The organism is Alkalihalophilus lindianensis (assembly GCF_032843265.1).
Taxonomy (GTDB): Bacteria; Bacillota; Bacilli; order Bacillales; family Bacillaceae_D; genus Alkalihalophilus; species Alkalihalophilus lindianensis.
On record NZ_JAWJBA010000004.1, the window covers coordinates 23,363 to 38,689 of the forward strand.

A 15,327-nucleotide genomic window follows, 5' to 3' on the forward strand; every position below is an offset into this window, starting at 1 on the left:
GAGGGGTTTTGAATGAAGGATCATCGAATCGTCATAGCAGGGACAGGGAGTGGCGTTGGAAAGACAACATTAACAATTGGCTTAATGTCTGCACTGAAAAAAAGAGGGTTAACGGTACAAGGCTTTAAATGTGGTCCTGATTATATTGACCCTTCTTATCATACTGCCGTCACGAATCGCACTTCTAGAAATCTAGATAGTTGGATGCTTGAAAAAGACACAGTATTAGATATTTTTGCACGTGGAAGTCAAGGAGCAGATATATCGATTATTGAAGGGGTTATGGGTTTTTTTGATGGTAAGAATCCGAAGAATAATGAAGGTAGTACAGCGGATATAAGTATGATTATTGAGAGTCCTGTTTTACTTGTTGTAAATTGTGCAAGTATGGCAAGAAGTGCAGCCGCTATTGTAAAAGGCTTTCAAGCGCTTGCTAAAGGACCCAACATTGTCGGTGTTATTGCAAATAGAGTCGGAAGTGAAGGACATTATAAGATTGTAAAGACGGCTATTGAACAAGAATGTGATGTACCAGTAATCGGTTACTTAAAACGAGAGCTTGACATAAAAATCCCTGAAAGACATTTAGGGCTGGTTCCTTCTATTGAAAGAGGGGAGCTAGATCCATTTTTTAATAAATTAGGGGACTTGATCCTAGAGACCGTGGATGTCGATCAACTTATTGAGCTATCAAAAGCCCCGTACCTACCTTTAAGTGAGAAAAAATCAATATTTAATAAAAAGAAAGAGGAGAATATAAGAATCGCAGTTGCGAAAGACGCTGCTTTTAATTTTTATTATCCAGAAAACTTAGAACTCTTGCAGTCCTATGGAGCTAAGTTGGTTTATTTTTCACCGCTATCAAATGAACCATTACCTGAAAATATTGATGGTTTATATCTAGGAGGCGGTTTTCCAGAAGAATATGCTAAGGAACTTTCACAAAACAAAGATGTTCAAGATTCTGTAAGGGTTGCGATTGGAAATGGATTACCAACTCTTGCGGAATGTGGAGGTTTTATGTATTTGACTGAAGCAATTGAAACAACAGGTCATTTAGAGTTTCCGATGGTAGGCATTATTCCGGGGAAAGTGAAAATGCAAATGAAACTAGCTGCATTAGGTTATCGAGAAATTAGTGGAGAAGAAGGTAACTTCTTATTAGGTAAAAATGAAAAAGCTAGAGGTCATGAATTTCATTACTCCACCTACCATAATGATCAAGAAGTGCGACCGGCATATGTTACAAAAGGAATGAGAGGCACCAAGCAGGAAGGCTATTTGAATCATAATCTAGTAGCTGGATATACTCATTTTCACTTTGCTTCATGTAAATCTATGGTTGAAAAATGGGTTGATAAATGCTTGAGAAGTAAAGTGAGTGTATAAAAGAAATTAAATAGGTCGAAGGTCTAGTAAACGATCAGGCAAAACTTAGAGAGTTAAGGTGAGAGGATGAATAAAAAAGGAAAAGTATTTCTAGTGGGGGCAGGGCCTGGCGATCCAAAGTTAATCACAGTGTATGGTCTTGAATGTATTCAAAAAGCAGATGTTATAGCTTATGATCGCTTAGTTAATAAAGAGTTATTAAGCCACTCGAAAAAAGGGGCTGAATTGATTTACTGTGGGAAAGCTCCTGGGAATCATAGTCTTATTCAGGATGAAATCAATCAATTACTAGTTACAAAAGCACTAGAAGGAAAAAACGTGACGAGATTAAAAGGTGGAGATCCTTGCGTATTTGGCAGGGGTGGGGAAGAGGCTGAGGTGCTTTCAAATGCTAAGATTCCATTTGAGATTGTCCCTGGTATTACCTCTGGGATTGCAGCTCCTACTTATGCTGGAATTCCTGTTACCCATCGTAATTACGCTACCTCTTTTACTATGGTACATGGTGCTGGCCGTTATGACAACGGCACAGATGAATTGGACTGGGAAGCTCTAGTAAAGGGAAGTGATACGCTTGCTTTTTATATGGGAACCCGTAATCTATCCTATATTTGTCATCAATTAATTATACATGGGAAAGATTCTCAGACACTTGTAGCCGTGATTCAAGAGGGGACTACCCCCAACCAGAAAAGTGTGACTGGTACATTAGAAACGATATCAAAGATCGTTACAAAAACTAAAATACAACATCCTGCAATGATTATTGTTGGAAATGTCGTGAGCTTTAGAAATAAATTAAATTGGTTTGATGAGAAAGGAGAGGTTAAAGATGAGCGTGATAGAGTTACTCCATAATAGGAGAGCGATTCGGAACTATACCAAGGATGAAGTAGAAAGAGAGAAGATCGAACGTTTGCTGCAAGCGGCTACGCTAGCACCAAACGATCGAATGAGAGAGCCTTGGAGCTTTTTTGTTATTCAAGGAGAAGCAAAGAGAAGCTACGAAAAGGTTGTCTACGAGTATCTTCAGGAGCGCTTTCCTTCAAAACCAAGCCTAATTGAAAGTTCATTTGAAGTGGTTAAAAATACGCCAGTCATTATAATGGTGACCGCTGATATAGCTTCAAACGAAGCAGATTCGAAGGATAACGAATATGCAGTTTGCTGTGCCATTCACTCGATGTGGTTAGCTTCACAAGAACTAGAACTTGGCTTTGTTTGGAGAACGAGAGGGGTTGGACTTGTTCATGACAAACGCTCTTATGAGTTTATCGGTTCTCCAGATAGAAAAAAGGTGGTTGGCACCCTTTTCATTGGCTATCCAACTCAGGAAGAATTGGATGAAAAGAAAGAAAAAAGAAGGACTTCATTTGAAGATAAAGCAGTTTGGCTATAACATTGTGAGTTTTTTAACATACATCTTACTAGAGAAAATCTTCGAGGACCTATTAATTTAATAGGTCTTTAGGAGATCTAATTTTGAAAGCAAGTGAGGGAGGTTAGTATGATTCAGGATAAACCAAATAGAAGAGGGTTAACTCTAGTTTATACAGGTAATGGAAAAGGCAAAACGACATCTTCTTTAGGCCTAGCTCTTCGCGGAATAGGAAGAGGATTTAAAGTGAAAATTTATCAGTTTATCAAGTCACCAGAGCGAACATATGGGGAAAAAATTGCTTTAGAGAGACTCGGAGTAGAGATGATTCAACTTGGGGTAGGGTTTACATGGACGAAAACACCCGATGAGCATAGAGAAGCGTTAAGGAAGGGCTGGCCTATTGCAAGACAAGCCGTAATGAGTGGCGATTACGATTTAATAATTTTAGATGAATTAAATAATGCTTTAGCAATCGATAAATTTCCAATAGAGGATGTCTTACCACTACATGAAGTGATTGATTTACTTCAAAACAAACCTCCGCATGTCCATTTGGTAATTACTGGTAGGAATGCGAAGAAAGAAATAAAAGAATTAGCTGACCTTGTTTCAGTTACTGAAGCAGAAAAGCACTACTACAATGAAGGTATTCAAGCAGTCAAAGGGATAGAATTTTAGTCGTTTTTGGGGAAATCAATGAGACTTACATTACTAGTGAAAAAGGCTACTTAAGGGGAGGAAGTTGTATCTCAACATTGTTAACGTAGTCTACTTAAAAGGGGGGTGGATAAATGGAAAGCTTGCGAAAAAATGATGTGGGTGATCTCTTATTTAATGAAGAGGAAAAAAATAAAGAGGATAGAGGAAGAAAAGGAAAAGAAAAAGTCTACCAAGTGCTATTCGCAACACTTATTCTACTTCTACTTTTTTCAATGACAGTCTCTATTATGTTGGGACCTATATCAATCTCTCCATTCACAGTGTGGAAAATTGCTCTTTCTAAGGTTCCGTTCATTGAGAATTTGATCATCCAGGACTGGGCAAAAGCTCAAGAACAAATTATTTGGGAAATTCGTTTTCCAAGAGTGATATTAGGAGCAATTGTTGGGGCAGGGTTGGCTATTGTAGGTGTTGCAATCCAAGCATTGGTGCGTAATTCCTTAGCAGATCCATTTATCTTAGGTGTATCATCTGGAGCTTCTGTCGGCGCAACTCTTGTAATCATTTTTGGAGCGTTTAAGTTATTCGGACAATATGCTCTATCTTTAGCTGCGTTTCTAGGAGCAATGATATCGGTCTTCCTAGTATTTTTAGTAGCACAGGTAAATGGTAGAATTTCCACGGTGAGACTTTTGTTGTCAGGTATTGCTATTTCGATGATGCTCTCTGCTATGACGAGTTATATCGTCATTTCAGCTCCTCGGGAGGAGGGCATGAGAGATGCTTTATTTTGGATGATGGGTAGTTTAGCAGGAGCTAAATGGGAGCAATTATCTATTCCGTTTTTTTCCTTATTAATGGGCATAGGTTTACTTCTCTTCTTCGCTAGACCTCTTAACCTGCTCTTAATGGGTGAACAAACTGCTTCCACTCTCGGTTTGAATATTGATATTTTTAAAAAGATACTGATGTTAGTTACTGCATTGCTTACAGGAGTCTTAGTCGCAGTAAGTGGAGCTATCGGTTTTATTGGGTTAATGGTCCCCCATGTTGTTCGTCTATTCGTAGGTTCAGATCATCGCTATGTTTTGCCCGTAAGTGCTCTTATCGGTGCTATTTTCCTCATTTGGGCGGATGTTGTGGCGCGGATAATTGTTGCCCCACAAGAGTTACCAATAGGCATTGTTACTGCGTTATGTGGAGGTCCTTTTTTTATTTGGCTTCTAAGACGTAATTCCTATTCTTTTGGAGAAGGTGATGGAAAATGAAATTAACAGTTGATCAGCTTTCAACAACAATTGAACAAAAAAGTATTATTGACCAAATTACGATGTTCGTAGAATCTGGTCAGTTTGTTGGAATTATCGGGCCAAATGGTAGTGGGAAATCCACATTATTGAAAACAATTTATCGGATTTTACGCCCTAATGCGGGACTTGTTTCATTAAATAATGAGGATATTTTGAAGTTTTCCCATAAGGAATTTGCAAGAAGTATGGCAGTTGTTGCGCAAGAAGGTTCGGCACCTTTTGATTTTACAGTAGAAGAAATTGTTTTGATGGGAAGAAGCCCTCATAAACGATTCTTTGAAAGGGATACACTTGAAGATGCCTACTTCACTAGGACTGCGTTAGTTAAAGTTGGTTTAGAAGGCTACTCAGATCGAAGTTTCTCCACATTGTCAGGAGGAGAAAAACAACGTGTTTTAATAGCTAGGGCTCTCGTTCAAAAAGCATCTTTCCTTATACTAGATGAACCCACTAATCATCTAGATATACATCATCAACTACATATTCTTGATATCATCAGAAAATTAGGAGTTAGTACATTAGCTGCCATTCATGACTTGAATTTGGCAGCAGCTTATTGTGATGTAATTTACGTTATAAACGAAGGGGAAATTGTCAAACATGGAACGCCATCCGAAGTGGTAACTAGATCTATGTTAAAAGAAATATTTAAAGTTGATTGTACAGTTACTACTCACCCAATAACAGGAAAGTTACAGATTTCTTACGTATCTGAGGGAATGTATAAAGGTTCAACTCTTTCACAGACACCCGATACCACAGTAGGGTAGAGGAAGGAGACGAAATGGCACATTATAAATGTACATATTGTAGCTTTCAATATAACGAATGGCATGGGGATACAAAAAACGGGGTGCCACAAGGGACATCTTACTCAGCATTAGCGGGTACCTTGTGTTCAAGATGTGGGCTACAAGGAGAGCGACACAAAAGGCAAAGTAATCCTAAATATGCTGGGCTTGAAGCAAAATATTATGATTTTTTCGTGGGTAAATCTGGAAATGTTTTTTATAGAAATTGGGTTTTGCAATCAGATAAGGTTCCCAATGTACTAGATTTAGGTACAGGGACAGGAAGATTTGCTTTAGAACTGTCTAACTTAGGTATTCCTATTACAGGTGTGGATTGGAGTAGTGAGATGTTAGCAGTTGCAAGAAAAAAAGTAGAACGAATGAATAACGAAGTGAATTTCATAGAAGAAGATGCTTTAACCTTTAATCAAAATGAAAGGTACAGTCATATTTTATTAACGGATGGATTCTTTCAGCATTTTACAACTGTTCTAGAACAAAAAGAGCTTTTAGCTAGGGTTCGTAAGCATTTAAAAAAAGATGGCTTTGTCGCTATTGATCTTGTCATTCCACCAACAAATCCTACATGGAAAGTTCAGCAACGAAAACAAGTAACAAACCAAAAAACAATCTATTATACAGTAGAAGGAACAACAGCATTACATGGTCAACTCATTCATTATACTGCTACTTACGAGAGTTTTCGAGAAGGAGTATGTCAATCAAAATATCGAGTAGAACGAGAACTTAGTTTGCTTACACCACGAGAGCTGATTTATTTATTGATGCTAGAAGGTTTCTTTGTACTCGATATGGTTGAAAATTATCAACCTAGTATAAAGTTATCTGAAACGATGAAGATTCCAGAAATAAATTATCAATCAGCTTATTTAGGTGTGAATGATACACTGGAACTAAAGTCGGACGAAATAAATAAGGGGATCTTACAGCCCTATCAATTAGATAGCTGGAATGAAGGTGGATACCCATTTGGAGTAAGTGCTTTTGAGCAAAGCTACCCCACAAAGTGGACTATTATCGCAAAATCTAACTAAAATAAAGGGGTATAAAAGATGAGGAAAATCAAGTTAAGAATTATGTATAGCATTGCAATTTTATTATTATTAGTAGCTTGTGGAGGAACTCAAGAAGCTAATTTAAGTAATGAGCAAGTAGAAAATAATTCTTCAGAGAAAAAGGAACAAACGCAAGATACATATGAAGCGGTAGAAATAAAAAACAATGATCATGTAATGGTGTTTACTGAAGTACCAAAGAGAGCTGTTTCATTAAACCAACATGTCACAGAGGTTATGCTAGCGCTTGGTTTAGAAGAAAATATGGTAGGATCAGCATATCTAGATGATGAAATTTTACCAGAATATAAAGAAGCATATGAGCAAATCGAAGTTCTCTCTAATCAATACCCCTCACAAGAAGTATTTTTAGCAAAAGAACCTGATTTTGCCTATGCAGGATGGGGAAGTGCATTCCGTGAAGATAATATAGGAACTGTAGACCAATTAACCGAATTAGATATTAACGCTTACTTACATGAATCATCTACTGTAGTAGGACCGACAATTGATCATATTTATCAAGATATTCGTAACATAGCTACTATATTTAATGTGGTTGACCGAGGTGAAGAACTTATTGGTCAGATAGATGAGGAGATATCAAACACTAAAGCAGAGATTCCTGAAGGTCAAAAACCCTTAAAAGTCTTTGTATTTGATAGTGGAGATACAGCCCCTTTTACAGTTGGACAAAACTTTTTAAATACAATTATTTCAATGGCTGGAGCGGAAAATATATTCAATGATATTGATAGTAACTGGGGAGAAGTAAGTTGGGAAGAGGTAGTAGAGCGTGATCCAGAAGTGATTGTAATTATGGATTATGGAGAAACAACAGCAGAAGAAAAGAGAGAGCAATTGTTGAATCATCCTGCTTTAACAGATGTAACAGCAATAAAGGACGAGCACTTCATTATTATCCCGCTTTCAGCAGCTGCAGAAGGTATTCGTGTCCCTCGAGCTCTTGAAATTTTAGTAAATGGATTGTATGAGGAAGGGTAAGTAGTTAGTAGAATAAGTTTTATATAAAATTGCATAATCATACCTCTAACTTAGTAGTGGAGGTCACTGGTTCGAGCCAAGTACGGGTCAGACCGAAAGAAGCTTAGTATGGCACGCACTCTCAGTTAAGGAGGTGTGTGTCTTTTTGAATTGGTATAGGGGGAATGAAGGTTTTTGATCACATTTTTATATATTTTATTATTTTTAGAAGCAATTCACTAGAGACTCGGGTTCAGCAGTTACACACTACTTAGATTCGAAAGATACAAGTTGGTTAATCATCACACTCAACCTCAAAATGCCTTTGAAGATGCTGTCCGATGAAAAGGTGAAACAATATAATGTTGACAAGTATATAACAAACCCATACCCACCAGAGGAACTATCAAAAGTTATAGCCACATTTATTAAACAAGAATCTAATAAAGGAGCTGTCACTTTCCTGAAAAACTTTCAAAAGAAAAACACGATAATGAAGCTCATCATGATTAAAAAGGGGAGGCTTACCTCTTCACGTGCTATGTGATGAGGTTTTTTACCCTCATCCCTATTCATTTTAAAATAGTCCTTTATGGGCTTTTAAAAGAGACATAAAGGACTATAATGTAGAGATTTAAACGTACTTATACCCTTACATTTTTAATTCAAGCTTTATCTTGGTCCATCATTTTCTTAGCTGCAAAGAGTGTTAAGAATTGAATGATAATGATTGGTAATCCCAGGAGTCCAGAAATAACCTCTAGTGGAGCTAAACCACCTATTCTCACTAATATTAGCGCGAAAGTGGTAATGATTAATGCAACTGTAATTCGTAAATATTTCGAAGGCTCCGTTTTACTCATATCTGCTGTACTTGTATAGGCTGCAATCGTGTAAGGTCGTAGAATCTAGCGTTGTCGTTAAGAAAACCATTGTTACGATTGCAAAGATTATAATGATCACCTTGACTAAGGAGATAGATAGTTTTGTCCCTTATAAAGAAAGCAGATTAGTTAGTCCTTTTTAAGAAAGGAAATTCCTAGATAGCTTCTAGAAAGAAAGTAGAAACGCGCCTTCTCCGATTGGTGAAGGCGCGTTTGTTGGTTAAATATTTCTTACATTGTTTTGAGTTTAAAAGATATGGAGGAAGCAACTTTTTTATCAGCTAGTTTCTAAATAACTCCCTGAGAAATCATGGCATCAGCTACCTTTTTAAATCCTGCAATGTTAGCCCCAACCACAAGGTTTCCTGGAGTGTCATACTCATCAGCAGCATTCATGCTATTACGATAGATGTCTTTCATGATCTGATGTAGTTCCTGGTCAACCTCATCAAATGTCCAAGAAAGTCGCATGCTGTTTTGAGCCATTTCTAAAGCGGACACAGCGACCCCACCAGCATTTACTGCTTTGGCTGGACCAAAAAGAATATCATTTTCTAGAAATATTTCAATTGCTTCTAAGGTGCATGGCATGTTGGCACCTTCACCAACAGCAATAACTCCATTAGAAATGAGTGTTCTTGCAGCTATATCATCGATTTCATTTTGCGTTGCGCAAGGCAGAGCGATGTCACAAGGAATCGACCATATAGCTGAACAACCTTCAATAAATTGTGTTTTAGGATGTTCTTTTACATATTCACTAATTCGTTTATTCTCAACTTCTTTCAAACGTTTAACGGTAGATAGGTTAATACCGTCTGTATCATAAATATATCCACTTGAGTCACTGCATGCTACTACTTTTGCTCCTAACTTTGTAGCTTTTTCAATAGCATATATGGAGACATTTCCAGACCCGGAAACAACGACGGTTTTATCTTTAAAGCTAAGTCCCCTATCTTTTAGCATTTCTTCTACAAAGTAAACAGTCCCATATCCAGTCGCTTCTTTTCTTCCTAAACTGCCCCCATAAGAAAATCCTTTACCTGTTAATACCCCAGCTTCAAAATGACCGCGAATTTTTTTGTATTGACCAAACATATATCCAATTTCTCTAGCACCGACACCAATATCACCTGCTGGAACGTCAATATCTGGACCAATATGTTTACAAAGTTCGCTCATGAAACTTTGAGTGAATCGCATAACCTCTCTATCAGATTTTCCTTTTGGATCAAAATCTGATCCACCCTTTCCGCCGCCAATTGGTTGCCCGGTTAAGGAATTCTTAAAGATTTGTTCAAAACCAAGAAATTTAACGATGCTAGCATTAACCGATGGGTGAAAACGGAGACCACCTTTGTAGGGACCAATTGCACTGTTAAATTGCACACGAAATCCACGATTCACATGCACTTTTCCTTGGTCATCTACCCAAGGAACTTGAAAGTTAATAACCCTTTCAGGCTCCACCATTCTCTCAAGGATCCCATGCTCAATATAGGATGGGTGTTTAGCTAATACAGGGATCAAGGAATCAAAAACTTCTTTAACAGCCTGATGAAATTCACTTTCATTTGGATTTCTTAATTGAACCATGTTAAATACATCATCTACATAACCTTTAGCCGCTTCAAGTTTTGGATCAAGTATTTTTTCAAGTGTTGCCATTTTATCTCTCCTCCAATTCAAAAATAATGAAGCATATTTTTTCTCTTATTGTTAGATTTTCTCTTATAGTGTAGTTTATTATTTATAAATGATCTAAACAATATAGAAAATAGATAGATTCAATGCCGAAATGAGATGAATCGGAAATAGAGGTGAGTGTAATGGAGTTAAGGCAAATTAAATACTTTATTGAAGTAGCGAAACGAGAGCATGTAACTGAGGCTGCAGACGCTTTGCATGTGGCTCAATCCGCTGTGAGCCGTCAAATTGTTAATTTAGAATCGGAATTAGGAGTTGATTTGTTTATAAGAGAGGGACGAAGGGTTAAGCTTACGCCAATTGGAAAAGTATTTCTTAATCGAATGAATCAAGCAATGAATGTAATTGATAATGCGAGGTTAGAAGTAGAAGAGTACTTAGATCCGGAACAAGGGACAATTCGAATTGCTTTCCCAATTAGTATGGCAGCATATACATTGCCCACTGCAATTGTTTCATTTCGAACAAAATACCCTAAGGTGAAGTTTCAGCTCAAACAAGCCTCTTATCGAGCCCTCATAGATGGGGTAGTAAATGGAGACTTTAATATGGCTTTGATTGGTCCAGTACCAAAGAACGACCCCAAGATAAAAAGTGATATTTTATTTACCGAAAATATCGTTGCACTTCTACCCATAAATCATCCGCTAGCCAATCATACATCGTTAAAATTAAATCAACTAAAAGAGGAATCAATTATTTTGTTGCCAGATGGATATATTTTGCGAGATCTGATTATCAATGCTTGTTCAAGCCTTGGGTTTAAGCCGAAAGTTTCATTTGAAGGTGATGATATTGATGCCTTAAAAGGGCTGGTATCCGCAGGTTTAGGTATCACACTAATACCAGAAATTACACTAGTTGATAATATCCCTCATACTACGGTTAAAATACCAATCGTAGAGCCTACAGTACCACGTACAGTAGGGGTGATTAGATCAAGTGAACGTCAGTTACTTCCGGCAGAGAATTTATTTTATGAATTTCTAAAAAAGTTTTTTATAAGGTTAGATGGTTTTAAAAATTAATAGGCTTGGTTAAAAGTTAGATTCAATAAAATTCCTACTTATCAAATTTTCAACTAATATGTTTTCAGAATTCTTTATTTTTGATCTATTATGTTATATAATAAAAACGCAATGTTATATAACAGACTTAGGTATTGAAATAGGTAAAAATGGAACAAAATTCAAGGAGGGCTAACACTATGACAGACTATGTTAAAGTTGGGAATTTGAAAGTAGCTTCAGTACTCTATCAATTTATTAATACCAAGGTATTACCGGAAAGTGGACTTACAAGTGAAGAATTCTGGGCAAACTTAGAGACATTAATTTCTGAATTCGCTTCAGAAAATAAGGAATTAATAGAGCGTCGTCATGAGCTGCAACAAAAAATCCATAACTGGCATAAGGAAAATAAAGAGAACGTTGATTTTGCAAGTTACAAATCTTTCTTACAAGAGATCGGTTACCTTGAACCGAAAGTGGAGGACTTTGAAATTACAACAGAGAATGTTGATGCAGAAATAGCCCTACAAGCAGGTCCGCAACTTGTCGTTCCTGTTAACAATGCACGTTATGCATTAAATGCTGCTAATGCCCGTTGGGGAAGTTTATATGATGCATTATATGGAACAGATGTGATTTCAGAAGACAATGGTGCTGAAAAGGGTAAAGAATATAATCCAGTGCGTGGTGATCAGGTTATTTCAATGGCTAAGGACTTCCTAGATGATACAGTACCATTGAAGGAAGGCTCTCATAAGGACGCAGAGAAATACTCTATTGAAAATGGGGGATTAGTCGTACATAGCAAGGGTAAAACCACAGAACTTAAGGATTCTTCTAAATTGGTTGCCTACCACGGTCATCCTGAAGATCCATCTACACTTCTATTGAAAAACAATGGTCTACACTTTGAAATTCAAATCGATCGTGAGCATCCAATCGGTAAAACCGATCAAGCTGGTGTGAAAGATGTCTTAATGGAAGCTGCAATCACAACGATTATGGATTGTGAGGACTCTGTAGCTGCTGTAGATGCTGAAGACAAGGTGGGAGTGTATCAAAATTGGTTAGGTCTTATGAGAGGGAATTTAGAAGAAACCTTTTCAAAAGGAGGGAAATCTGTTACTCGTTCCCTTCACGAAGACCGCACTTACACAACTCTCTCGGGAGATTCAATGACTCTTTCTGGACGATCATTAATGTTTGTGCGCAATGTAGGTCACCTAATGACAAATAATGCAGTTCTTGATTCAAATGGCGAGGAAGTCCCTGAGGGTATTTTAGATTGTATGATTACAAGTTTGATTGCCAAGCATGATTTACTAGGCAATAGTAAGCTCAATAATACCGCTAAGGGATCCATTTATATTGTTAAGCCTAAAATGCACGGCTCAAAAGAAGTAGCATTTTCAAATAAATTATTTGCTCGTGTAGAAGACTTGCTTGGCTTAAAACGTAACACCCTTAAAATTGGCGTAATGGATGAAGAGCGTCGTACTTCGTTAAATTTAAAAGCTTGTATTAAAGAAGTAAAAGAGCGTGTAGCTTTTATTAATACGGGATTTTTAGACCGAACAGGGGATGAGATGCATACGTCGATGGAAGCAGGGCCGATGATTCGTAAAAATGATATGAAATCATCCACATGGTTACAGTCATATGAAAAGTCTAACGTCAATACTGGTCTAAGTTGTGGCCTACCAGGGCGTGCTCAGATAGGTAAAGGAATGTGGGCAATGCCTGACTTAATGGCCGATATGTTAAAGCAAAAGGACGGTCAGTTAAAGGCTGGTGCGAACACGGCTTGGGTGCCATCCCCAACGGCAGCAACCCTTCATGCACTTCACTACCATAAAGTGAATGTTTCTGAAGTTCAACAAAGTTTAAGAAGTAGCATAGAGGATCTTCAAGATCAAATCTTAGAAATACCTATAGCAAAAGAGCAAAATTGGAGCAAGGAAGAAGTCCAACAAGAGTTAGATAATAATGCACAAGGCATTTTAGGATATGTGGTACGGTGGGTTGAACATGGGGTAGGTTGTTCTAAGGTTCCAGATATTAACAATGTTGGTTTGATGGAAGATCGTGCAACTTTACGTATCTCTAGTCAACATGTAACAAATTGGCTTCATCATGGCATATGTACAGAAGAACAGGTATTAGAAACATTAAAGCGAATGGCGAAAGTAGTAGATAAACAAAATGCGGATGATCCAGAATATCTTCCGATGGCTCGAGATTATGAGAATTCAGTTGCTTTCCAAGCAGCATGCGAGCTTGTTTTTAAAGGAAGCGAACAGCCAAGTGGCTACACAGAACCAATTTTGCATAGACGACGTATTGAGGCAAAACAAAAGGCCAGTACTGTTGCACAAACAAAATAAATCAATTTTTAACGAACCGTAGTAAAAAGAGGGATGATTTCTTTTTACTACGGTTTTAATCATTTTAATAAAAGGGGTTGACATAATTGATGCAACCATCACACATGTGTTTGATACACATTTACACGCTGATCACATTTCTGGTGGACGTCAGCTTGCTGAACAGATGGGTGCCATTTACTGGTTACCACAAAAGATGCAGAAGAAGTAACATTTGCATACCAAGCGCTTGAAGACGGTAATAAAGTGAAATTTGGTCAGACAACCATTACTATTAATGCATTGTACTCACCAGGTCACACAATTGGTTCAACGTCATTTGTAGTGGATGAGAAGTACCTATTATCAGGAGATATTCTCTTTATTGACTCGATTGGAAGACCTGACTTAGCGGGGATGGCTGAAGATTGGGTTGGAGAATTAAGAGAGAGCTTATATGTACGTTATAAAGAGCTTTCAGATGAGTTTGGTCGTACTTCCAGCGCACTTTATGATTATTGAGGAGTTAAATGAGGATGGTAGTGTAGCAGGAACGTTAGGTACATTATATGCTAACAATCATGGTTTAAACATTGAAGCCGAAGGCACACTTAGAAAAGTAGTAACAGAAAATCTACCACCACAACCTAATGCGTATCAAGAAATTCGTCAAACAAACATGGGTGAAATCAACCTAGATAAGGAAAATCAACGTGAGATGGAAATTGGACCAAATCGTTGTGCTGTTCGCTAGCTAAAAAAGCAAGCCTTCTGCCAGATCAGTAGAGGGCTTGCTTTTTTTTACAATTTCTTAGGTTTGCTCATCATATAACGGGTGAGGGAAAGAATAGCTAAGATTAAAAATACTCCAGTTAAAATAATAAACAAAATACTAATGTTGTCATTCACATATGATCCGATTCCACTTGCTACAGCTGCAATAAAATAAATGATTGAAAAAAACAAATGTTTATTCACATTCTGCAACATCGTGATTCCTCCTTTTATAACTCCATACCCTAGAGGAAAGTAAATTTAAACAGGAGATTGGATGATTACATGATTCAGATGATTATTCATATCTTAAAGCTTGATGGAATATTTTTATCAGCTTAAAAATTGAATATGGAAATGTAGGTAAATCATGCTAATATTGTATAGATTTGTGGTAAAGTTAGAGTGATTAATAGAATGATTGTTGACGTTCGAAGGGGGTTCAGAATGGGAAAAGTAAAAGTATACAAACCTCAATTTTTCAGGGATCCCATTCATTTATTAGCTGAACATAAAGATAGATTAATTGCTCAAAAGGGCAAGCAGATCAGAAATATTTGGGTGGCCTGGGACTACAAAAAAGATGAATGGTACAAAGAGCTACCTGTTGTAGTAGAGGTAGATAATTGTCGAATTGAGTTATGTGCAAATCGCATAGGTGAATATTCTATTTCGTTTGATGAAATCAACATCGCATCCGGATTAGAAGACTATCATAAAAAGTTAAAGTGGGAAAAGAATAAATTAGGTTGCCTACATAAAGTATTAAATCAAAGGATTCGTTCAATTGAGTTGATTGAAAGTACTGTGCATGTTTCTTATCTAAAAGAAGATCAGTTGAGTGGAAAAGTAACAATTGATTATGTAATTGATGGTATTGGATTTAATTTAGATGATGGATACTTAGCAATATGTAATGGCCTAGATGAAAATTTAATTATGACAAAAAATACTTATGATAAAACGATTAAACGAACTAATATCATCTAATATAA

General features: G+C 37.1%; 13 protein-coding genes and 2 pseudogenes. 12 read left to right on the forward strand and 3 right to left on the reverse strand.

Annotated elements, in window-relative coordinates; all coding sequences use genetic code 11:
• Window positions 1–12: 12 nt before the first annotated feature.
• From RYX56_RS12680 to RYX56_RS12715, 8 genes are all read left to right on the forward strand, one after another.
• Window positions 13–1,389: a cobyrinic acid a,c-diamide synthase CobB gene (locus RYX56_RS12680; protein ID WP_317122417.1), complete on the forward strand. Its 1,377-nt coding sequence runs from the start codon at window positions 13–15 to the stop codon at window positions 1,387–1,389.
• A 66-nt stretch (window positions 1,390–1,455) separates the two neighbouring features.
• A complete protein-coding gene (gene cobA, locus RYX56_RS12685) occupies window positions 1,456–2,247 on the forward strand; it encodes a uroporphyrinogen-III C-methyltransferase (RefSeq protein ID WP_317122418.1) in 792 nt (263 codons plus the stop codon).
• Window positions 2,222–2,788, forward strand: a complete 567-nt coding sequence (locus tag RYX56_RS12690; RefSeq protein WP_317122419.1) for a nitroreductase family protein — start codon at window positions 2,222–2,224, stop codon at window positions 2,786–2,788. Before cobA ends, RYX56_RS12690 begins: the two co-directional genes overlap by 26 nt.
• 108 nt (window positions 2,789–2,896) lie before the next feature.
• Window positions 2,897–3,448: a cob(I)yrinic acid a,c-diamide adenosyltransferase gene (locus RYX56_RS12695; RefSeq protein WP_317122420.1), complete on the forward strand. Its 552-nt coding sequence runs from the start codon at window positions 2,897–2,899 to the stop codon at window positions 3,446–3,448.
• Window positions 3,449–3,561: 113 nt separating this feature from the next.
• Complete coding sequence (locus RYX56_RS12700; protein ID WP_317122421.1) at window positions 3,562–4,698, forward strand: FecCD family ABC transporter permease; 1,137 nt, start codon at window positions 3,562–3,564, stop codon at window positions 4,696–4,698.
• Window positions 4,695–5,510 carry an ABC transporter ATP-binding protein gene (locus RYX56_RS12705; protein WP_317122422.1) on the forward strand — a complete coding sequence of 272 codons (816 nt, stop codon included), beginning with the start codon at window positions 4,695–4,697 and terminating at the stop codon, window positions 5,508–5,510. The genes RYX56_RS12700 and RYX56_RS12705 overlap by 4 nt, the downstream gene beginning before the upstream one ends.
• Before the next feature lie 14 nt (window positions 5,511–5,524).
• Window positions 5,525–6,586 carry a methyltransferase domain-containing protein gene (locus RYX56_RS12710; RefSeq protein WP_317122423.1) on the forward strand — a complete coding sequence of 354 codons (1,062 nt, stop codon included), beginning with the start codon at window positions 5,525–5,527 and terminating at the stop codon, window positions 6,584–6,586.
• 18 nt (window positions 6,587–6,604) lie between these two features.
• Window positions 6,605–7,612, forward strand: coding sequence for an ABC transporter substrate-binding protein (locus RYX56_RS12715; RefSeq protein ID WP_317122424.1), 1,008 nt, complete (start codon window positions 6,605–6,607; stop codon window positions 7,610–7,612).
• Between the two features lie 644 nt (window positions 7,613–8,256).
• Here RYX56_RS12715 and RYX56_RS12720 read toward each other — a convergent pair.
• Window positions 8,257–8,545: pseudogene (locus tag RYX56_RS12720) on the reverse strand (BCCT family transporter); the annotation flags it as partial.
• A 218-nt stretch (window positions 8,546–8,763) separates the two neighbouring features.
• Complete coding sequence (gdhA, locus tag RYX56_RS12725) at window positions 8,764–10,146, reverse strand: NADP-specific glutamate dehydrogenase (RefSeq protein WP_317122425.1); 1,383 nt, start codon at window positions 10,144–10,146, stop codon at window positions 8,764–8,766.
• A 161-nt stretch (window positions 10,147–10,307) separates the two neighbouring features.
• On the opposite strand from gdhA, the gene gltC reads away from it, so the two are divergent.
• From gltC to RYX56_RS12740, 3 genes and pseudogenes are all read left to right on the forward strand, one after another.
• Window positions 10,308–11,213 (forward strand): glutamate biosynthesis transcriptional regulator GltC, encoded by a 906-nt coding sequence (gene gltC / locus RYX56_RS12730; protein WP_317122426.1) that lies wholly within the window; start codon window positions 10,308–10,310, stop codon window positions 11,211–11,213.
• A gap of 179 nt (window positions 11,214–11,392) precedes the next feature.
• A complete protein-coding gene (locus tag RYX56_RS12735; protein WP_317122427.1) occupies window positions 11,393–13,579 on the forward strand; it encodes a malate synthase G in 2,187 nt (728 codons plus the stop codon).
• A gap of 91 nt (window positions 13,580–13,670) precedes the next feature.
• Window positions 13,671–14,312, forward strand: a pseudogene (locus RYX56_RS12740) (MBL fold metallo-hydrolase); the annotation flags it as partial.
• A 47-nt stretch (window positions 14,313–14,359) separates the two neighbouring features.
• On the opposite strand, the gene RYX56_RS12745 reads toward RYX56_RS12740, so the two are convergent.
• A complete protein-coding gene (locus RYX56_RS12745; protein WP_317122428.1) occupies window positions 14,360–14,548 on the reverse strand; it encodes a hypothetical protein in 189 nt (62 codons plus the stop codon).
• Window positions 14,549–14,779: 231 nt separating this feature from the next.
• Here RYX56_RS12745 and RYX56_RS12750 point away from each other — a divergent pair, with 231 nt between their 5' ends.
• Window positions 14,780–15,322, forward strand: coding sequence for a hypothetical protein (locus RYX56_RS12750; protein ID WP_317122429.1), 543 nt, complete (start codon window positions 14,780–14,782; stop codon window positions 15,320–15,322).
• The last annotated feature ends 5 nt before the right edge of the window (window positions 15,323–15,327 follow it).